The organism is Halomonas sp. KX33721, assembly GCF_001596805.1.
Classification (GTDB): Bacteria; Pseudomonadota; Gammaproteobacteria; order Pseudomonadales; family Halomonadaceae; genus Vreelandella; species Vreelandella aquamarina.
Genome location: NZ_LVIA01000002.1, coordinates 1 through 19,687, shown reverse-complemented (window position 1 = coordinate 19,687; position 19,687 = coordinate 1). Strand labels below are relative to the sequence as shown.

17 protein-coding genes are annotated in these 19,687 nt (G+C 54.9%); 9 read left to right on the top strand and 8 right to left on the bottom strand.

Annotated elements, in window-relative coordinates:
- Positions 1–98: 98 nt before the first annotated feature.
- The 3 genes from yidC to rpmH all read right to left on the bottom strand — a co-directional run bounded on the left by yidC (position 99) and on the right by rpmH (position 2,446).
- Positions 99–1,781 (bottom strand): membrane protein insertase YidC, encoded by a 1,683-nt coding sequence (gene yidC / locus A3220_RS00265; protein ID WP_044628569.1) that lies wholly within the window; start codon positions 1,779–1,781, stop codon positions 99–101.
- Positions 1,782–1,896: 115 nt separating this feature from the next.
- A complete protein-coding gene (gene rnpA, locus A3220_RS00260; RefSeq protein WP_082051404.1) occupies positions 1,897–2,298 on the bottom strand; it encodes a ribonuclease P protein component in 402 nt (133 codons plus the stop codon).
- A 13-nt stretch (positions 2,299–2,311) separates the two neighbouring features.
- Entirely contained in the window at positions 2,312–2,446 is a 135-nt protein-coding gene (gene rpmH / locus A3220_RS00255) for a 50S ribosomal protein L34 (RefSeq protein ID WP_009723348.1), read from the bottom strand.
- A 534-nt stretch (positions 2,447–2,980) separates the two neighbouring features.
- On the opposite strand from rpmH, the gene dnaA reads away from it, so the two are divergent.
- The 4 genes from dnaA to gyrB all read left to right on the top strand — a co-directional run bounded on the left by dnaA (position 2,981) and on the right by gyrB (position 9,282).
- Positions 2,981–4,450, top strand: a complete 1,470-nt coding sequence (gene dnaA / locus A3220_RS00250) for a chromosomal replication initiator protein DnaA (protein WP_058577312.1) — start codon at positions 2,981–2,983, stop codon at positions 4,448–4,450.
- Positions 4,451–4,508: 58 nt separating this feature from the next.
- The gene (gene dnaN / locus A3220_RS00245; RefSeq protein WP_044628566.1) at positions 4,509–5,612 is read left to right on the top strand and encodes a DNA polymerase III subunit beta; all 1,104 of its coding nucleotides are present in this window, start codon (positions 4,509–4,511) and stop codon (positions 5,610–5,612) included.
- A gap of 106 nt (positions 5,613–5,718) precedes the next feature.
- A complete protein-coding gene (recF, locus tag A3220_RS00240) occupies positions 5,719–6,822 on the top strand; it encodes a DNA replication/repair protein RecF (RefSeq protein ID WP_062361540.1) in 1,104 nt (367 codons plus the stop codon).
- A gap of 39 nt (positions 6,823–6,861) precedes the next feature.
- The gene (gyrB, locus tag A3220_RS00235) at positions 6,862–9,282 is read left to right on the top strand and encodes a DNA topoisomerase (ATP-hydrolyzing) subunit B (protein WP_062361536.1); all 2,421 of its coding nucleotides are present in this window, start codon (positions 6,862–6,864) and stop codon (positions 9,280–9,282) included.
- 117 nt (positions 9,283–9,399) lie between these two features.
- Here gyrB and gmhB read toward each other — a convergent pair whose 3' ends face one another.
- The 3 genes from gmhB to glyQ form a co-directional block, all read right to left on the bottom strand.
- Positions 9,400–9,960: a D-glycero-beta-D-manno-heptose 1,7-bisphosphate 7-phosphatase gene (gene gmhB, locus A3220_RS00230; protein WP_058577310.1), complete on the bottom strand. Its 561-nt coding sequence runs from the start codon at positions 9,958–9,960 to the stop codon at positions 9,400–9,402.
- A gap of 174 nt (positions 9,961–10,134) precedes the next feature.
- Positions 10,135–12,201 carry a glycine--tRNA ligase subunit beta gene (gene glyS / locus A3220_RS00225; protein ID WP_062372254.1) on the bottom strand — a complete coding sequence of 689 codons (2,067 nt, stop codon included), beginning with the start codon at positions 12,199–12,201 and terminating at the stop codon, positions 10,135–10,137.
- Positions 12,201–13,172, bottom strand: coding sequence for a glycine--tRNA ligase subunit alpha (glyQ, locus tag A3220_RS00220; protein WP_054641216.1), 972 nt, complete (start codon positions 13,170–13,172; stop codon positions 12,201–12,203). The genes glyS and glyQ overlap by 1 nt, the downstream gene beginning before the upstream one ends.
- Positions 13,173–13,281: 109 nt before the next feature.
- On the opposite strand from glyQ, the gene rfaD reads away from it, so the two are divergent.
- Both rfaD and waaF read left to right on the top strand, forming a co-directional pair.
- Positions 13,282–14,238: an ADP-glyceromanno-heptose 6-epimerase gene (gene rfaD / locus A3220_RS00215; protein WP_054641217.1), complete on the top strand. Its 957-nt coding sequence runs from the start codon at positions 13,282–13,284 to the stop codon at positions 14,236–14,238.
- A complete protein-coding gene (gene waaF / locus A3220_RS00210; protein ID WP_062372251.1) occupies positions 14,231–15,277 on the top strand; it encodes a lipopolysaccharide heptosyltransferase II in 1,047 nt (348 codons plus the stop codon). Before rfaD ends, waaF begins: the two co-directional genes overlap by 8 nt.
- Here waaF and A3220_RS00205 read toward each other — a convergent pair.
- Entirely contained in the window at positions 15,267–16,919 is a 1,653-nt protein-coding gene (locus tag A3220_RS00205; RefSeq protein WP_062372249.1) for a sulfatase-like hydrolase/transferase, read from the bottom strand. The two genes, waaF and A3220_RS00205, sit on opposite strands and share 11 nt — an antisense overlap.
- Positions 16,920–17,062: 143 nt before the next feature.
- On the opposite strand from A3220_RS00205, the gene A3220_RS00200 reads away from it, so the two are divergent.
- From A3220_RS00200 to A3220_RS00190, 3 genes are read left to right on the top strand one after another with little or no spacing between them, the layout of a single operon-like run.
- Entirely contained in the window at positions 17,063–17,344 is a 282-nt protein-coding gene (locus A3220_RS00200) for a glycosyltransferase (protein WP_062372247.1), read from the top strand.
- A 17-nt stretch (positions 17,345–17,361) separates the two neighbouring features.
- Positions 17,362–18,084 (top strand): glycosyltransferase family 2 protein, encoded by a 723-nt coding sequence (locus A3220_RS00195; RefSeq protein ID WP_128082390.1) that lies wholly within the window; start codon positions 17,362–17,364, stop codon positions 18,082–18,084.
- Positions 18,063–18,824 carry a glycosyltransferase family 2 protein gene (locus A3220_RS00190; protein WP_062372240.1) on the top strand — a complete coding sequence of 254 codons (762 nt, stop codon included), beginning with the start codon at positions 18,063–18,065 and terminating at the stop codon, positions 18,822–18,824. Before A3220_RS00195 ends, A3220_RS00190 begins: the two co-directional genes overlap by 22 nt.
- On the opposite strand, the gene A3220_RS00185 is transcribed toward A3220_RS00190, so the two are convergent.
- Positions 18,762–19,687 (bottom strand): glycosyltransferase family 9 protein (locus A3220_RS00185; protein ID WP_062372237.1); only part of this gene is annotated, 926 nt, incomplete at its 5' end. The genes A3220_RS00190 and A3220_RS00185 overlap by 63 nt on opposite strands.

The window sequence follows — 19,687 nt, the reverse complement described above, 5'->3', positions numbered from 1 at the left end:
GGAGAGAGTGTTTCGCGATGGCGCTCATGATGAGCACCTTCGCCCTAAAACGCCAGACCCCCGCAAAGGCGGGGGTCTGGGAGTAGCAGAGGGGGCGATTACTTGGTTCGCATCCCTTTGCCGACGCTTGGATCCTTCTCGATGCTGCGCGTAATGAAGTACTGCTGCGCCACCGAGATGATGTTGTTGACCACCCAGTAGATGACCAAGCCTGCCGGGAACCACAGGAAGAAGAAGGTGAAGATAATCGGCAGCATCTTCATGATCTTCGCCTGCATGGGGTCTGGCGGTGTCGGGTTCAGCATCTGCTGAACAAACATCGAGATACCCATCAGAATCGGCAAGATGAAGTAGGGGTCTTTCACCGAGAGATCCTGGATCCAGAATATGAACGGCGCGTGGCGCAGCTCAACGGATTCCAGCAGCATCCAGTAAAGGGCGATAAATACCGGCATCTGTACCAGAATCGGCAAACAGCCACCCAGCGGATTGATCTTCTCTTTCTGGTAGAACTTCATCATCTCTTGAGACATTTTCTGGCGGTCATCGCCATACATCTCTTTAAGACGCTGCATCTCTGGGCCCAGTTTGCGCATACGCGCCATCGACTTGTAGGCCTTCGCAGAGAGCGGGAACAGCACCAACTTCACCAATACGGTGAGTAGTACGATGGACCAGCCCCAGTTGCCCACGATGTCGTGGATCTTATCCAGCAGCCAGAACAGCGGGTTGGCAATGAACCACAACCAACCGTAATCCACGGTGAGCTTGAGGTTCGGTGCGACTTGCTCGAGGTAGTCTTGCACCTTCGGGCCCATGTAAAGCGTTGCGCTCAGCGTGGCTTCACCCTCGGGAGCCACGCTGCTGGTGGGGCCAGCGAAGGCCACTACGTTACGATCTCGAGAATCGGTCGTTACGTAGTAGAGATTCTGCTGGTTTTGAGGCGGTGCCCAGGCGGACACAAAGTAGTGCTGGATGATCGCTATCCATCCGCCTTGGGCCTCGCGATTCTCGAAGTTACGTTTTTGGATCGTATCGAAATCGATCTTCTCGTAGCGCGCTTCAGGCGTGGAATAGGCGGCCCCCAGGTAGGAGTTCATCCCCATGGCCACACCGCTAGACGGGTCCGGGCTATTGTCACGGGCTAGCTGGCCAATGAATCGAGCGGAAACCGGTGCTTCGGTATTGTTGGCCAGGTAGTAACTCACATTGACCGCATAGCTACCGCGCTCGAATGTCAGACGTTTGATGACGTCGACACCATTCACGTTAGCTGTCAAATCGACGCTGATCTGCTCTTCGTCATCGCCCAAGCGGTACTCGTTACGCTCGGGAGTAAAAGCAATGCGGCTTGCCTGACCATCCAGTTGAAGGCCGGAGCGAGCAACATAGCTGCGCGTGGCGTTATCTGACAACAGCACGTAATTACGGTCGGAATCCAGCGTTAGTTTGTGCTGCGGCAAGGCTGCGTAGACGATATCGCCACCGAAGGGGTCGATGCGTACGTCTAGAACATCCGTGGTGACCGCAATGAAATCACGGCTGGCGGTGTCGCTTTGCTCATCGCCAACGCCTTCGCTAATAGCGTTGTTAGGCGCAGAAGTACTGGGGACGGAGAGATCGTCGCTACCGCTTTCGTTCGCAGGAGCCCCATTGCTGCTTTGGGTGATCTCTGGCGTCGAATCGTAGGTAGTCTGCCCGTAATCCTGATTCCACTGTATAACCAGAAGGTAGGCTAGTACGGCCAGTGGAATCAGTAATAAAAGTCGTTTTACGTCCATGAGGGTTCTGCCCGATGGGTGGTGAACATGCTAATGGCGCAGTGTCATTTACTCGACCCATGACACACGAAAGCCTGCCAAGCGGCAGGCCAAGGTCGAGCGGCGAGGTGCGTCGTCAAGCGTCACGTGTTACGCCATTAGGCGGGGGAGGTGCAGACACCGCCTGTGCGTCGCGCTGAAGCCGTTTCCACATGCCGTGTAGCTGGCGAGTGAGCGTTTCGTTATCGATATCCTGAGCGCCGCGCTTTGCCAATATCACAATATCCACAGAGGGTAAGTGATCTTGACGCAGACGAACAGATTCCCGAACGAGTCGCTTGAAGCGGTTACGATCAACAGCGAGCTTCACATTTTTTTTGCTGACCACCAGTCCAATGCGGGGATGTCCCCGGGTACTCATGCGCGCGAGCGCCATCATACCTTTGCCATGAACTTTCAGGTCTGCCTGTTCAAACACGTGACTAAAATCCCCAGCGTTTAGCAAACGTAAGCACCGGGGAAAGCCTTGAGGCGACACACGCAATCCGAGATCAGGCGCTCAGACGCTTGCGGCCTTTGGCGCGGCGGCGTGCGATCACGGCACGGCCGTTTTTGGTTGCCATACGAGCACGGAAGCCATGCGCGCGCTTGCGCTTGAGAACGCTAGGTTGAAAAGTGCGTTTCATAACTCGTTATTCCCACGTGGTTTAGGACGGAAAGTGAATTCCAAAAGACCCGGTCCAGTGAGGAACTAGCCGGGGAGTTTCAATTCAAGACCGGAAATTGTAGAGACTTCCCGCGCCGGGTGCAATTTTTCCTTGCATAAAAAGCTCGAAAAAGGCAATGGCGGCGCGTCTCCGCTGTGGAGTCGATTCAACTTGGGGCACACTACTATTACTAATGAAGTTATTTAAAACCTACTGTTATTAATAGTGGGGATACTATTTGTGGATAAGTGGTTTTAGCACAATTTTATCAACAGCTTAAAATAATAAAAAATCTGTGTATAAGCATCGAATAACGAGCGAATAAACTGTGAGTTTGATGTGGTCAACCGAAGACAAAACAGCCCAAAATAGAGTTGTACCCATGGCATCACTGGGTTTTCCTGAACCCTTACCTAAAGTTGTCCACAGGTGAAAAAGAGCCGTTAGTGCGTGTGGATAACCACTTCGTTGGGCGCTACAATGGTCGGCCGTTTTCAACCGATGGTGAGATGAGTGTCACTCGCGCTTTGGCAACAGTGCCTGGACTACCTGCAGGACGAACTGAATTCACAGCAGTTCAATACCTGGATACGTCCGCTGCAGGCAGAAGAAGGAGAGTCCAATGAGCTACGCTTGTTGGCGCCGAATCGTTTTGTGCGCGACTGGGTGAGTGATAAGTACGCCAAGCGTATTAGTGAGCTAATGCGCGAGCTTGCCCCTTCTAAGCCTCCCAAAGTGAGCCTGACCGTGGGCAGCCGACGAGCTGCAGCCCCTGCGCCACAGCCTAGAGAGCTTGGCAATCCGGTCTCGGCAGCTCCCGCTCAACCGGCTTCACCTGCGGTCCATACGCCCCCCCGGGGCGATATTGGCGATGAGCGTGAAATCGACCAGCTACGTGAAGAGAGTGGCCCTAGCCGTCGTGGTAACGAGCGCCAGGTGCAGGTAGAAGGCAGCTTGAAGCACAGTAGTGGCCTAAACCCTAATTTTACCTTCGACACCTTTGTGGAAGGTAAGTCTAACCAGCTGGCGCGTGCGGCTTCTCGTCAGGTCTCCGAAAATCCTGGTGGCGCTTATAACCCGCTGTTTTTATACGGTGGTGTTGGGTTAGGTAAAACGCACCTAATGCATGCAGTGGGTAATGCGCTGGCGGGCCGACGTGAAAATGCCCGCGTGGTCTACCTGCACTCCGAGCGTTTTGTTGCTGATATGGTGAAGGCGCTGCAGCTTAATGCGATTAACGACTTTAAGCGTTTCTATCGCAGCGTCGATGCCCTGCTGATTGACGATATTCAATTTTTTGCCGGTAAAGAGCGTTCTCAGGAAGAGTTTTTCCACACGTTCAACGCGCTGTTAGAGGGTGGTCAGCAGATGATCCTTACCTCTGACCGCTACCCCAAAGAGATCAGTGGCGTTGAAGAGCGGCTGAAGTCGCGCTTTGGGTGGGGGCTGACCGTCGCCATTGAGCCGCCGGAGCTTGAGACCCGAGTGGCGATTCTGATGAAGAAAGCCGATCAAGCCAAAGTGGATCTACCCCACGATGCTGCTTTCTTTATCGCTCAGAAGATTCGCTCTAACGTGCGTGAGCTTGAAGGCGCGTTGAAAAAGGTCATTGCCGACTCCCACTTTATGGGTAAAACCATTACTCAAGACTTTATCCGCGAGTCGCTGAAAGACCTACTGGCGCTGCAGGATAAGCAGGTGGGGGTGGATAATATTCAGCGCACGGTGGCTGAATATTACAAAATCAAGGTGGCGGATCTGCTCTCTAAGCGGCGCTCCCGTTCGGTAGCGCGCCCGCGACAGGTCGCTATGGCGCTGGCGAAAGAACTAACCAACCATAGCCTTCCAGAAATTGGCGATGCATTTGGGGGCCGCGACCACACCACCGTGCTGCACGCCTGCCGAAAAGTAAAAGCACTGCAGGAAGAGAATGCGGATATCCGTGAGGATTACAAAAACCTTCTTCGTCTGCTAACCAGTTAACCTTTTTTGTTTACGCCTGCCATGGGCAGGCCTTTCAGGATAGAAAACCGGAGTTTCGATGAAATTTACCATTTCCCGAGAGGCGCTGCTTCGCCCGCTGACTCTGGTGGCGGGCGTAGTAGAACGGCGCCAAACGCTGCCTGTGCTCTCTAACGTACTGATTCAAGTTGAAGGCGATCAGGTCGCTCTGACCGGTACGGATCTAGAAGTTGAGCTAGTAGGCCGCACGGTCGCCAGCCAAGTTGACCAAGCGGGCGCTGCTACGGTGCCGGCTAGAAAGCTGATGGATATTTGTAAATCGCTGCCCGATCAGTCCGACATTCAGTTAGCGGTCGAAGAGGGGCGCGCGATATTACGTAGTGGTCGTTCGCGCTTTACACTTTCTACACTTCCTGTAGCAGAATTTCCTAATATTGAAGATGCCGATGGCAGTCAGGAACTCAGCGTTCCGCGTGGCACGCTTAAGCATTTGATTGAGTCCACCTCCTTTGCCATGGCGCAGCAGGATGTGCGTTATTACCTAAACGGTATGCTGCTGGAAATTCAGAGCAATTTGCTGCGTACGGTCGCGACCGATGGACACCGTTTGGCGATGTGCTCGCGTCCCATTGACGTGGCAGTAAGCCAGTCTCAAAAGCTGATTGTGCCCCGTAAAGGTATCCTAGAGCTCTCTCGCCTGTTGGATGACAGCGATGAACCTGTCAGCCTTACCTTGGGATCAACGCATGTTCGTGCGCATACAGGTGACTTCACGTTTACCTCTAAGCTTATTGACGGCAAATTCCCCGATTATGAGCGCGTAGTGCCGCGCAATGGCGATAAGGTGCTGATTGCCGAGCGTGCCGAGCTTCGTCAAGTGCTGTCACGTACCGCCATTCTCTCCAACGAAAAGTACCGTGGTGTTCGGCTGTATCTTGAGGAAAATAACCTCAAAGTAATGGCCAACAACCCTGAGCAGGAAGAAGCGGAAGAGAACATTGCCGTGGAGTACAGCGGTAGCGCCATGGAAGTGGGCTTTAACGTTGGCTATCTGGTGGATGTGCTCTCTGTGCTTGATGAAGAGCGCGTACAAATTACCCTAGCCGACCCGAACAGCAGTGCCCTGCTGGAAGAGCCTGGCGGTGGTGATGCGCTGTATGTTGTTATGCCGATGCGCTTATAACCGCATTGGGACTGAATGAAAACGGCGCTTCTACTTGTCAGAAGCGCCGTTTTCGCATTTGGCAACGGATAGCGCGTTTTATGGTCTTACTAGGTAGCATTCGCGGATGAGCGTGACACAACTCACTTTTCACGGACTGCGTAACTTGGCCCCGGTTACGATCCATCCGTCACCACGTATCAATGTTATCTATGGCGTGAACGGTAGCGGTAAGACCAGTCTTCTGGAAGGTATTCATATTCTAGGCATGGGACGCTCTTTTCGTACTCGTCAGCTGAAAAATGCCATTCAGTCAGAGGCGCCGTATATGACGCTGTACGGCCGCTTAGCAGGAGACCCTGAGGTGACGCTGGGGGTAAGGCGAATGCGGGCTCAGCGTGAGCTGGAGCTGCGTTTGCGTGGCGAAAAGGGTGTCCGATTGGCTGAGCTGGTAGAAGCTATGCCGCTCCAGCTTATTAATCCTGATGCTTTTCGTTTGCTGGAAGGGCCACCCGCTGGTCGCCGTGAGTTCTTAGACTGGGGAGTGTTTCACGTGAAACATCACTTCCTAGACGCGTGGCAGCGGACTCGCCGGGCGGTGAAACATCGGAATGCACTCCTTAGGCGTGGTAGAATAGCGGCCAGTGAAATAGCGGTGTGGGAGCAGGAGCTCGCCCATTGGGGAGAGCAGATGGATAGGCTACGCCAAGCATGGTTTAGTGAGTTCTTGCCCGTATTTGATGAAACACTGAAAAAATTGCTGCCGCTGCCCGGGTTAACACTCCGCTATGCCAGAGGCTGGGATAAACAACGCTCGCTGGCAGATGTACTGCACGATAGCCGAGAAACCGACCAGCAGATGGGGTTTACGCAGCAGGGCCCACAGCGCGCCGATTTGCGTATTCGGTTGAACAAGCAGCCCGCAATTGAGGTGCTTTCCAGAGGCCAGCAGAAGCTGGTAGTGAGTGCATTAAAGCTCGCTCAAGGAAGGCTTCTGGAAAGTACCGCACAGCGGCACTGCATTTATTTGATAGATGATTTACCGGCAGAGCTGGACGAGCATCACCGCCGCCAGTTCTGCGCTTTGCTTGAAGAGATGCAGTGCCAAGCATTTATTACCAGCGTCGAGCCCACCGCGCTAAGCGATGTCTGGCAGCCCACTACTGCCGTTGAGATGTTTCACGTGAAACACTCCGAGCAAGGGTTTAGCCAGTGCCAGCCAGATGGGTAGACGACACGGAACGAGACAGACTTCACGACGGAGTGGTCAATGAGCGAGCAGGCTTACGATTCATCAAGCATCAAGGTGCTCAAAGGGCTAGACGCAGTACGTAAGCGTCCAGGCATGTACATCGGTGATACCGACGACGGCACCGGGCTGCACCACATGGTTTTCGAGTTGGTGGATAACTCCATCGATGAAGCCTTGGCAGGCCACTGTAGCGAAATTCGAGTGGTCATCCACGCGGATGAATCGGTAACCGTGAGCGATAATGGCCGGGGTATTCCGACCGAGCTACACGAGGGCGAGGGCGTCTCTGCGGCGGAAGTCATCATGACGGTGCTCCACGCGGGCGGTAAGTTCGACGATAACTCTTATAAAGTATCGGGCGGCTTGCACGGCGTGGGTGTGTCGGTGGTGAACGCGCTCTCAGAAGAGCTGCGCCTGACGATTTGGCGCCAAGGGGAGGTGTTTGAGCAAATTTATCATCACGGCGTGCCGCAAGCGCCGCTAAGCGTCGTAGGAAAAACGGAAAAAAGCGGTACCCGCGTGCATTTTCGCCCGTCTCCGGCGACGTTTGCCAACATCGAATTCCACTACGATATTCTGGCGAAACGCCTGCGTGAGCTCTCCTTCCTCAACTCGGGTGTAGCCATTCGCCTGATGGATGAGCGTAGCGGCAAAGAGGAGCTGTTCCATTACGAAGGTGGTTTGAAAGCCTTCGTTGACCACTTGAACAAAAACAAAACCGTTCTGAACCCGGTATTTCACTTCAACGCTGGGCGTGATGATGGTGTGGAAGTCGAAGTGGCAATGCAGTGGAGCGATGCCTTCACAGAGAACATCTTCTGTTACACCAACAACATTCCTCAGCGGGATGGCGGTACCCACTTGGCAGGGTTCCGCGCTGCGCTAACGCGTACGCTAAACCACTATATCGAAGCGGAAGGTCTGCTGAAAAAAGCCAAAGTGAACACGTCGGGCGACGACGCCCGTGAAGGCCTGACGGCGATCATCTCCGTCAAAGTGCCCGATCCGAAGTTTTCATCGCAAACCAAGGACAAGCTCGTCTCGTCCGAGGTGAAGACGGCGGTGGAGCAGGAGATGGGTCGCTTGTTTGCCGACTACCTGATCGAAAAACCCAACGAAGCCAAAGCCATCGTCAACAAGATGCTGGACGCGGCCCGTGCCCGTGAGGCGGCGCGAAAAGCTAGAGACATGACCCGCCGCAAAGGCGCTCTGGATATCGCGGGTTTGCCGGGCAAACTAGCCGATTGCCAGGAGAAAGACCCAAGCCAGTCGGAGCTTTACCTGGTGGAGGGTGACTCGGCGGGGGGGAGTGCCAAGCAGGGGCGTGATCGTCGTACCCAGGCCATTCTGCCGTTGAAAGGTAAAATCCTGAACGTCGAAAAAGCGCGCTTCGATAAAATGCTTTCCTCCGCTGAAGTGGGCACGCTAATCACGGCGCTGGGCTGCGGCATTGGTCGGGAAGAGTTTAATCCCGATAAGCTGCGCTACCACTCGGTCATTATCATGACTGACGCCGACGTAGACGGTTCGCATATTCGTACGCTGCTACTGACGTTCTTCTTCCGTCAAATGCCCGAGCTGATTGAGCGTGGGCATATCTTTATTGCCCAGCCGCCGCTTTATAAAATCAAACGTGGTAAGCAAGAGCTCTATCTGAAAGATGAGCAGGCCATGATTGATTACCTGACCACCACCGCACTGGATGGAGCAGGGCTGCACGTTAATGCGGATGCGCCGGGCATTGCTGGCTCACAGCTAGAAGCGCTGGTGAATCAGTATCGCAACGTGATGAAGCGAATTGACCGTTTGGCGCGGGTTTACCCCATCGAAGTATTGAAGCAGGTAGTACATGCTACCGCGCTACAGGGTGAGCCTAGCTTGAAAGACCGCGTCACCATGGAAAACTGGATTGCCGAGCTGCAGAAAGCCATGGATGACATGGTGGCCTATGAAGGCGGCCCGCGCTATCAGTTCTACTTGCAAGAAGACACAGAGCGTGGCCTGCATTTACCGGCGGTATCGCTGATTGCCCACGGCGTCACCACAGAATACGTGTGGGGCCTGGACTTCTTTGAAAGTGCTGATTACCGCGCCATGGCAGGCTTAGGGGAAACCCTCAACGGCTTGTTGGATGAAGGTGCCTACATCGCCCGTGGTGAGCGCCAGAAGCCCGTTGCACACTTCTCTGAAGTGCTGACTTGGCTAATGCAGGAAGGCCAGCGTGGCCTCTCTGTGCAGCGCTATAAAGGGCTAGGTGAGATGAATCCAGACCAGCTGTGGGAAACCACCATGGATCCGGATAGCCGTCGTATGCTGCGGGTTACTATTGAAGATGCGGTAGCGGCGGATATGATGTTCAACACCTTGATGGGTGATGAAGTTGAGCCGCGTCGCGACTTTATCGAGACCAACGCGCTCGTTGCTAACCTCGATATCTAAAAAGCCTCTTCAATGTGTTTCACGTGAAACATTGAAAAGCAAAAAACCGTAGGCGAAGCGCCTGCGGTTTTTTTATGGGTGGTGGTGTTCAAGGCTAGTATGAAAATTGTGGAAAGGTTAGTCCAAGACACCTGCAATTAAATCGTCAACAAAGGCAGCTAAATCAGCGTAGACCAAGGCATGCTCTAGCCCGTCCCCTTTTGCGAGGGTCTTTTCCCCTTTACCCGTTTTCACGAGAACGCTACGGCATCCCACCGATTCACCCGCTTGCAGATCGCGTAGGCTATCGCCCACCATCCAACTGCCTTTCAGACTGGAAAGCGTTAGTTTGTCCTGTATCTCGGTAAATAACCCAGGAAGCGGTTTACGGCAGCCGCACTGATCATCGGGGCCGTGAGGGCAGTAAGCGATATGGGCAATTTGGCCGCCTTCCGCTTCCACCAGCCCATGTAAGCGCTCATTCATAGTGTTCAGCGTAGCTTCATCGTAGAAGCCACGGGCGATGCCGGATTGATTAGTAGCCACCGCCACGGTAAAGCCTGCCTGGGTAAGGCGGGCAATCGCGCTAATGGCAGAAGGGTAGGGGATCCATTCGGCAAGGGATTTGATATAAGCATCCGAGTCGTGATTAATCACGCCATCGCGATCCAGTATCACAAGCTGCTGAGCAGTAATCATGGGGCTCCTCTTAATGCGGTGGGCAAAAACGTCAACATTAGCGTAAGCCCTGAAGTGCGAATGAGCGAGTGTTTCACGTGAAACATTCATGTGCTCAATAAAAAGCCCGACTTATCAAAAGCCGGGCTATCGGTTACGCCTTCAGAGCAGTCGACGCTCTAAACACTCATCGTATCACTGGGGTAGCTGAGAGATGTCGGCCACTTCCAGGAACAGCGCCTGCAGGCTGGCAAGCAGGGCAAGGCGGTTACGGCGAATGGCATCGTCATCCGCCATGACCATCACTTGATCAAAGAACGCATCGACCGGCTCGCGCAGCGTGGCGAGCGTGTCTAGCGCCTGCTGGTAATCACCTGCTGCAAACAGCGGAGCCACCTGTTGCTGGCTAGCCGTGACCGCTTCAAACAGCGCTTTTTCCGCCGCTTCTTGAAGAAGCGAGGCCTCTACCTGAGTGCTGCCATCATGCTCCTGCTTGCTCAGGATGTTGGAAACACGCTTGTTGGCAGCGGCCAGGGCTGCGGCTTCTTCACGTTGAGCAAAGGCTTTGACGGCACGTAAGCGACGCGCAAAATCCAGCGGTTTGGTGACCGGACGAGCGCGGACGGCGAGGTACATCTCAGCAGAGATACCCTCCTCCTGGCCCCAGGCGCGGAAGCGGTCGAGCATATACGTCAGTACGTCTTCTACTAGGCCGTCGGCTTTTGGCAGATTCTGGTGCTGATCAGCCGCCACTTGCAGCAGTTCACGCAAGTCGAGATTCAGCTCGCCTTTCACCAGAATGTTCAGCACGCCAATGGAGGCGCGGCGCAGGGCGAAGGGGTCTTTTGCGCCCGTGGGGCGCTGGCCGATACCGAAGATGCCCACCAGGGTATCTAAACGATCAGCTAGTGCCAGCGCTTGGCCGGTCAAACTTTGCGGAATCGCATCGCTGGCAAAGCGGGGTAGATACTGCTCCTCCAGCGCCTGGGCAACCTCCGCCGGTTCGCCATCCTGCTCGGCGTAGTAGCGGCCCATAATGCCCTGCAGCTCGGGGAATTCGAGTACCATTTCGGTAACGAGATCACATTTGGCCAGGGCCACGGCGCGTTGTGCATGAGCCACGTCACCCTGGATGCGCTCAGCGATGAAAGTGGCGATGGCCGTGCTGCGGCGGGCTTTATCCGCCAGCGTGCCCAGCTGCTGCTGGAAGACCACGCTTTCTAATTGCGGAATGCGCGAGGCCAGCGTGTGCTTGCGGTCGGTATCGTAGAAGAAGGCCGCATCCGCCAAGCGTGGGCGAATGACCTTTTCATTGCCGGAGATGACCTGATCAGGGTCTTGGCTCTCGATGTTCGAGATAGTGATGAACAACGGCTTCAGCTTGCCCTGATCATCCAGCAGGTGGAAGTACTTCTGGTTGGCCTTCATGGAGGAGATCAGACACTCCGCGGGCACTTCCAAAAAGCGCTCGTCGAAGCTGCCGGTCAGTGCGACGGGCCACTCCACCAAACCGCTGACCTCTACCAGCAGGTCCTCGTCGATGACGGCGTTGGCTTCCTGGACTTCGGCCTCGGCGAGCACCTGCTCACGAATACGCTCCCGGCGACGCTGGCGGTCTGCCAATACGTAGGCATTTTCCAGTGCCGCAAGGTAGTCGTCGGCATGCTCAAGTTGAATTGCATCCGGCGCGTGGAAGCGATGGCCGTAGGTGGTACGGCTGGCTTGAAGGCCAAGGGCTTCGGCGGCAATCACCTCGTTGCCATACAGCGCCACCAGCCAGTGAACCGGGCGGGAGAACTCAACGCGGGACGCACCCCAGCGCATGTTCTTGGGCACCGGCAGCGACTGTAGTGTTTTACGCACCATCTCAGGCAGTAGCGCTTGAACGCTGTCGCCCTGCTGCTGTTCGCGGTAGCCAAGCCAGGTGCCCTTATCGGTTTCCAGGTGGATCAGATCATCCACGCTGACACCGCAGGAGCGGGCAAAACCTTCTGCCGCTTTGGTGGGGGCACCGTCTTTAAACGCGGCGGCCAGGGCAGGGCCTCGGCGCTCTACTTCACGGTCTGGCTGCTTGTCGGCAAGCCCGGTGACTTGTACGGCTAAGCGGCGCGGCGTGGCGTAGGCGGTCACCGCTTGGAAGGGAATTTCGGCTTCCTGTAGGCCTTTTTCAATGCCGGCAGCAAACGCGTCTGAGAGCGCGTCCAGCGCGGTTGGCGGAAGTTCTTCTGCGCCCAGTTCTAATAAAAGCGTATCAACGGCCATTATGCGTCTCCCTGCTCGGCGAGCTCTTCTTGTAACAGTTCACGGCGTAATGCTTCCGGTGCCATGGGGAAGCCTGCTGCTTTACGAGACTCGAAGTAGGCGGTAGCGACGTCACGCGCCATGGTGCGTACGCGCAGGATGAAGCGCTGACGTTCCGTGACGGAGATCGCGTGGCGTGCGTCCAGCAGGTTAAACGTATGGGACGCTTTCAGCACCTGCTCGTAAGCGGGCAGCGGCAGGCTTGCGGCCAAGAGTTTGCTGCACTCTTTTTCCTGGTGATCAAACGCCGCGAAGAGCTGATCCACATCTGCGTGCTCAAAGTTATACGCAGACTGCTCGCGCTCGTTTTGCAGGTAGACATCGCCATAACTCACTTTGCTGCCGTCCGGCGCGATGGCCCATACCAGGTCGTAAACGCTATCGACGTTCTGCAGGTACATGGCGATACGCTCAAGCCCATAGGTCAGCTCGCCGGTGACGGGGTAGCACTCGATGCCGCCCGCCTGCTGGAAGTAGGTGAACTGAGTCACTTCCATGCCGTTGAGCCATACTTCCCAACCAAGGCCCCAGGCACCTAACGTGGGGGACTCCCAGTTGTCTTCCACGAAGCGCACGTCGTGGATCAGCGGGTCGAGCCCCAAACGCTTCAACGAGCCTAGGTAAAGATCCTGTAGGTTGCTGGGGGAGGGCTTCATCACCACCTGAAACTGGTAGTAGTGCTGCAGGCGGTTGGGGTTTTCGCCGTAGCGGCCGTCGGTTGGACGGCGGGAAGGCTGAACGTAGGCAGCGTTCCAAGTTTCTGGGCCAATCGCCCGCAGGAAGGTGGCGGGGTGGAAGGTGCCCGCGCCGACTTCCATATCGAGGGGCTGGAGGATGACGCAGCCCTGTTCTGCCCAGTACTGTTGCAGAGCAAGGATCAAGCCTTGAAAGGTCGACACATCGGGTGTCGATTGGTTTGTCGAAACACTCATCGCGGAAAGCACCGTTGGCCATGAATTCATAAGCCGTCAAGTATACAATCACAGGCAGATGGGTTATAGGCACGTTAGCCAAAGAGCCGCTTTTGGTAAGGAGAACGAGATGATCGTGGTAACAGGCGGTGCCGGGTTTATCGGCGCCAATATTGTCAAAGCGCTAAATGCTCGCGGCCGTGACGATGTGATGGTGGTCGACGACCTGCGCGATGGCACCAAATTCGTCAATTTGGCGGACTGCACGCTGGCTGACTACTTGGATAAAGACGATTTCATCGCCCGCGTGAAAGCCGCGCTACGTGGTGAAACGGTGGACTTGCCCACCATCGATGCGATTTTCCATGAAGGGGCCTGTTCGGATACAACCGAGTGGGATGGGCACTATATGATGGAGAATAACTTCGAGTACTCCAAAGTGTTGCTCAACTACTGTGAAAAACTGGGTATTCCTTTTCTGTACGCGTCGTCAGCGGCGACCTACGGCGGCAGCGAGGTGTTCAAGGAAGCGCCAGAGTATGAAAAGCCGCTCAACGTCTACGGCTACTCCAAACTGCTGTTCGATCAGCACGTTCGCTCGCGCTGGAACGAGCTGACCACGCAGGTGGTAGGTTTCCGCTACTTCAACGTTTACGGGCCGCGAGAGCAGCATAAAGGCAAGATGGCCAGCGTGGCGTACCACAACCACCTGCAGATCCGTAACGGCGAAACGCTGAAGCTGTTCGGTGCTTACGGCGGCTATGAGGCGGGCATGCAGAGCCGCGATTTTGTCTACGTAGGCGATGTGGTCGATGTAAATCTCTGGTTCCTGGACAACCCCAGCGCCTCGGGCATCTTCAATTTGGGCACTGGCCGTGCGGAGCCGTTCAAGGCGATTGGCGAAGCGGTCATCGACTTCTATGGCCAGGGCGAAATCGACTACATTCCCTTCCCCCAAGAGTTGAAAGGGCGCTACCAAAGCTACACGCGTGCCGATATTAGCCAACTGCGTGCGGCAGGTTGTGACGTGGAATTCAAAACTGTCGCCCAGGGCGTTAAGGCGTACTTGGAGTGGCTAAATGGCTAACTCTGCCAAGCGACTGCTGGTAGTAGGCCCCTCCTGGGTAGGCGATATGGTCATGGCACAGAGCCTATTTATGGCCTTAAAAGCGCGCTACCCGGGTGCCACCCTTGGGGTGGTCGCCCCCGCTTGGTCTCAGCCGATTCTTGAGCGTATGCCAGAAGTAGATGAGGTGTTGCCATTGGCGGTGGGCCACGGTGAGTTTGGGCTGGCAAGCCGCCGCGAGCTGGCGGCCAGATTGCGCGGCCGCTTTGACCGCGCCATCGTGCTGCCGCGCTCCTGGAAAGCAGCGCTGGTGCCCTTTATGGCGCGCATTCCCGAGCGGGTGGGTTTTTTAGGTGAGCACCGCTACGGGCTGTTAAAAGAGCGCCGCAAGCTAGACAAGCAGGTGCTGGACCAAACCGTTAAACGCTTTGTGTCACTAGGGCTGCCTTTGGAGGAGGCGCAAACCGGTCAGTTTGCGATCCCCAAACCACGGCTCACCATTGATCGGGATAATTTGGTGAACCTGCGTCTTACCCACGCACTGTCATCACGCCCCGCCATAGGCATGATGCCGGGCGCAGAGTATGGCCCGGCCAAACAGTGGCCGCTTGAGTACTTCCACCAACTGGCAGCAAGGCTGATCAAAGATGGCTTTGAGGTACGCGTACTGGGCGGGGCCAAAGATCAGGCGGCGGGGCAAGCCATTGTGCAGGGCTTACCCCACACGCATAACCTATGTGGAAAAACGCAGCTAGCGGATGCGGTGGATTTGCTGGCCGACTGCCGTCAGGTTGTGACCAACGATTCGGGCCTGATGCATGTGGCAGCCGCCGTGGGCGTAAGAATCCATGCGCTTTATGGCTCCTCCTCACCTGCCTACACGCCACCGCTCACGAACAATGCGGTAATTCACTACCTGGGGCTCTCCTGCTCGCCGTGCTTTCAGCGAACTTGCCCCCTGGGCCACACCAACTGCTTAAATGAGCTAGACGTAGAGCGCGTTTACCAAGCCATGCGTGCCGGCCGGCAGAACGCTAACGGGGTGATCGTTAGCGCATAATCTCTACTTCGTCGGCGAGATCGGCGGGTGTCTCTGTGACCTGTTCAGCGATGCTCTCTTCGTTTTCACGCCGCTGTGGGGCGAGCCCTTCCCAGAGTCGATGCTGGAGGGCTGTCTCCTCCCGTAGCCGCTCATTCAGCGTCTCAAGCCCATGGATTTCGACCAGCGTGGGCTGACTGCTCAGCAGTGACGCACCTAACCCGGCACGGTTATCGTTTAGCGGCAGGCCCATGGCATCCAAAATAGTGGGAAACACATCCAGCATGGTAGCGCTTCGACGCACCCGCTGTGGCCTAATGCCATCACCTAGCATGATGAGCGTATTGTCGCGATCCAGCGCGGTGAGTTGATCCCATACCGATACGCGCATGGTGAGATGATCACTTAACACTACGACCAGCGTATTCTCCAGCAGCCCCTCTTGCTCTAACTGTTCGATAAAATCACGCGCTTGGCGCGCAGAGCACTCCACCGAGTAGAGAATATCCTGACCATCAAATTCGCCCTGGCGGTCCTGGCAGGTCTGTGAGGGGAACCCACTAGGCGCGTGCCCCGCGATGCTCAAGTTCACCACCGCCCAGGGGCCGTTATCTTCTTCGTTCAGGCGGCGTATTTCGTCAGCAGTAAAGTCGTATAGCGTATCGTCATACAGCCCCCAGCTATTCACATACTCTGGGTCATCGAGTTCAGGCAGCAGCTCCTCTTTGCCTTTCACGGTATTGAACTGGTGGCCGCGATAGAAAAGCCCCTTCCCGGCAAACTGCGTGCTGGCACCGCCCAAAAAGCTAAGCCGATAGCCTTGTTCAGCCAGCACATCTCCCAAGCAGTCAACGCCAGGTACTACCTTGGAAAGCGGTTCAAACTGGCTATCGTGTAGAAGCCCCGCAGGCATAAGCGGCACGCCGCACTGGCTGGCGATCATCCCGGCCATTGTCCAGCCGGTATTCTCCATCTGGTGAATGCCCTCAAACACCAGCCCGCGTTCGCCTAGCGCGGTTAAGTCCGCATACGCATCACCAAACAGCTCATTGCTGTAGGTGCGCTCTATGCTCTCTAAATACATCAGCAGTAGGTTGGGGGCATCGGGCTGGTCGCCGGTAGGCGGTGGCACATAGCGGCGGTCTAACCACGCGCCGTCGTCAGTCACAATGGCGGCACTGCGCTGGCCAATGCCATAGAGCAGCGGGTTAGCCGCCAGCAGCGCAATGGCAAAGAAGCGCTCGGTTAATCGCCAGCGCTGATCGTGGCGCGACAACCACGTTACGGATGCCAGCACCGCCAGTACGGTGAGCGTGTAGGACAGTGCCAGCAGCATTTTACCTGCCCCGCCATGCTCCGCCATGCCCGCCTGTAAATGAAAAAACACCGCCCCGAGGTCGACGTTTCCGAAGCTGTCGGCCAAATAAACATAGATGCTAAATAGGCTAAGTGGCGCAAGCGACCACGGCCACATAGCCCGGTAGCGAGCATTGAGCGGTGCACCCCAACGCAGTTTTAGGCCGACCCCAATCCATACGGCTGCGGTCAAAAAGAGTGTCCACCAGGGCAGGCGAGTTAGCACAGTAACGGCATAGCCGAGGCTGAGGCCAATCACAACCAGAGGCAGCCAGGGGGTAAGCTTGAGTGACCTTAAGGCGGGCATGCCGTATCCTTGGTTCATTAAGAAATTAAGTATGAATACAGTTTGCGAAAAAATATCTTTTAACTCATGGTGTGATTATGGATGATAAGATATTTTGCGTCCAGCTACCCACATAGACACTTATTAATTACTAGGTATTTCCTATGGAAAATATTGAAGTTTCTTTTATAACAATTAATTATAATTCATCAAATTATACAAAATCTTTGGTGAGCAGTATTTTATTAAATACGAAGGATGTTTCTTATGAAGTTATAATTATAGATAATGCCTCAGAGGAGAAGGATTTTGAAAATTTGAATGTCGACTTTTTTAGTGGTGAAAATATTAAAATAATCAGAAGCCCTATAAATCTTGGTTTTGCCGGTGGAAATATGCTTGGTGTGTCTGCTGCGAAGGGGCGTTACTATTTTTTTTATAAATAATGATTGTGAAGTTCTTAATGATGCGGCGAGCATTTTTAAAAAAATTTTTGATTACCCATCCAACAACAGCGTTGGTAACAGGGAGTGTACTAGATAAAGAGAATCGGTTCTCGTCTTCTTACAAGCAGTTTCCGCATATAGCAAAGCAGTTGTTTGGAAATAGCATACAGAGGATTTTTTCAAAGAGAAAATTTCCTAGCAACAAAGTGAAGCTTGAGCACCCTGCAAAAGTTGAAGTTGTTAGTGGAGCCTGCATGTTTTTTGATGCTAAAGTTTTTTGCAAAATTGGTGGTTTTGATACAGTTTTCTTTCTTTACTGTGAGGAAGAGGATATTTCTAAGAGAGTGTGGGATCAAGGTAGTGAGGTTTATTTTGTTCCTTCTGCACGGGTTTTTCACGCTTCAGGCGGGAGCTCTAGTCAAGAAGCTTCTTTAGAAAAAGAGTACTACATATCGTATTTTCACTTGCTAGATAAGCATTATAATAGGCTGGGAAGAGGGCTGCTAAAGTTAGCTCTCTTTTTCAAGCTGTTCTTTAGAGTGTTTAAACGTAGAAATGGATTAAGGGTTTTTGCGTCTATGTTGGGTGGGTTTGCTAAAAAGGATAGCTTGAGGTACAAGCAGGTAATAAAAAAAAGATTGATTTTAAGTGCTGGCATGAGAGAGAGGCGTGATTTTATAGACGGCTTAATTTTATTTGTTTTTGATAGGACTTTTTTATGTCTATTTCCGCTGTGTTAATTGTCAAAAACGAAGCGCACCATTTACGTGAGTGCCTGGAAACGCTGACCTGGGCCGACGAAATCGTGGTGCTGGATGCGGGTAGCCAGGATGACACCTGCGCGATTGCGCGTGAATTTACCGACCATGTGAGCGTTAATGCCGATTGGCAAGGCTTTGGTATTCAGCGCCAGAGGGCGGAAGCCCTGGCAAGCAGTGAGTGGATTTTGATGGTTGATGCTGATGAGCGCGTAACGCCTGAACTGCGCGACAGCATTAAAGATGCTGTTCAGCAGCCGCCTGCTGCCTATAGCGTGAGCCGCCTGTCGTGGTGCTTTGGCCGCTTTATTCGCCACTCTGGCTGGTACCCAGACCGCGTGCTGCGCCTCTACCCGAAACACCAGGCGGGCTATAACGCTGCGCTGGTGCATGAAAAGCTGGTGGTAGAAGCCGGGCTGGCTGAAAAGCCGTTATCCGGCGACCTGCTTCACTACACCTACCGCGACCTGCGCCACTATCTTGAAAAATCTGCGCATTACGCCCAGGCCTGGGCAGAGCAGCGCGCCGCACAGGGGAAAACGGCCACGCTGTGGCAGGGCATTAGCCACGGGCTGGCCTGCTTTCTCAAAATGTATGTGCTTAAGGCGGGGTTTAAAGATGGCAAGCAGGGGCTGTTGTTAGCCCTGCTGTCCGCTCACTCAACCTTCGCTAAGTACGCGGATCTCTGGGTTCGTACGCAGACCTCCGAGAAGCAGCGCTGAGATCTGTTCGGCAGCCGCGTCGAGATCGATGGCAGTCATGTCCTGTGTGTCAGCGCCTGAAGGCGGGCTAAACGCCAGGCGCTTTTCCGCCCGGTTGCAGGTTTGCCAGCGCAGCGGCGTGGCTGAGCGCTTGGCGGGATAAAAGCCCGCTGTAGCGATGTCCAGGCAGCCTGCGATATGCAGCGGGCCGGTTGAGCCGGCAATCAGCATGTCCGCTCCGCCAAGCTGTAGGGCAAAGGCGTCGACACTTGCGGTGTCGGGGAAGTGGTCTGCTGCAACGCCCTGTTTGGCAAGCTGCTCCCTCAACTCTTGTGCCTGAGGCTGCTCACTGGGGCCAGCGCTGATCAGCCAGCGTAGTGGCAAGTGCTGGCACTGCTGGTGAACTTGAGTGATCAGCGCGGCGTACTGCGCCACCGATAAATTCACAGCCGAGCCGCCGCTGCCAGGATGAACCACCACCACGTGCTCTGAAGCGTCGTTGACCAACGTTTGGCGCTGTGCTTGACGTTGCGCGCCATCCAGCGGCCAGAAGGGGGGCGAGGGCAGGGTGGAAAGCGTTAGCGAAAGGCGTGCCAGCAGTTCACAAGCCAAATCAACGTTGTACTGGTACTCAGGTTTTGCTGACTGCGAGCGGCGCTGGCGTACCCGTACGTTATAGAACACCTGCGCCCACTTGGTCGCCGGGGCAACGCGCAGCGGAATGCCTGCTTTCATGCCTAGCCAACCAATGCGCGGTGTCGAGAACAGCGTTAGCAGTGCATCGAATTTCGATTGTTTCACGTGAAACAATAGCGCCTGCTGCGCCGCTTTATCGGCCTGGCTGCCAGGGTCGATAATGACCTCATCTACCATGGGCACGCCTT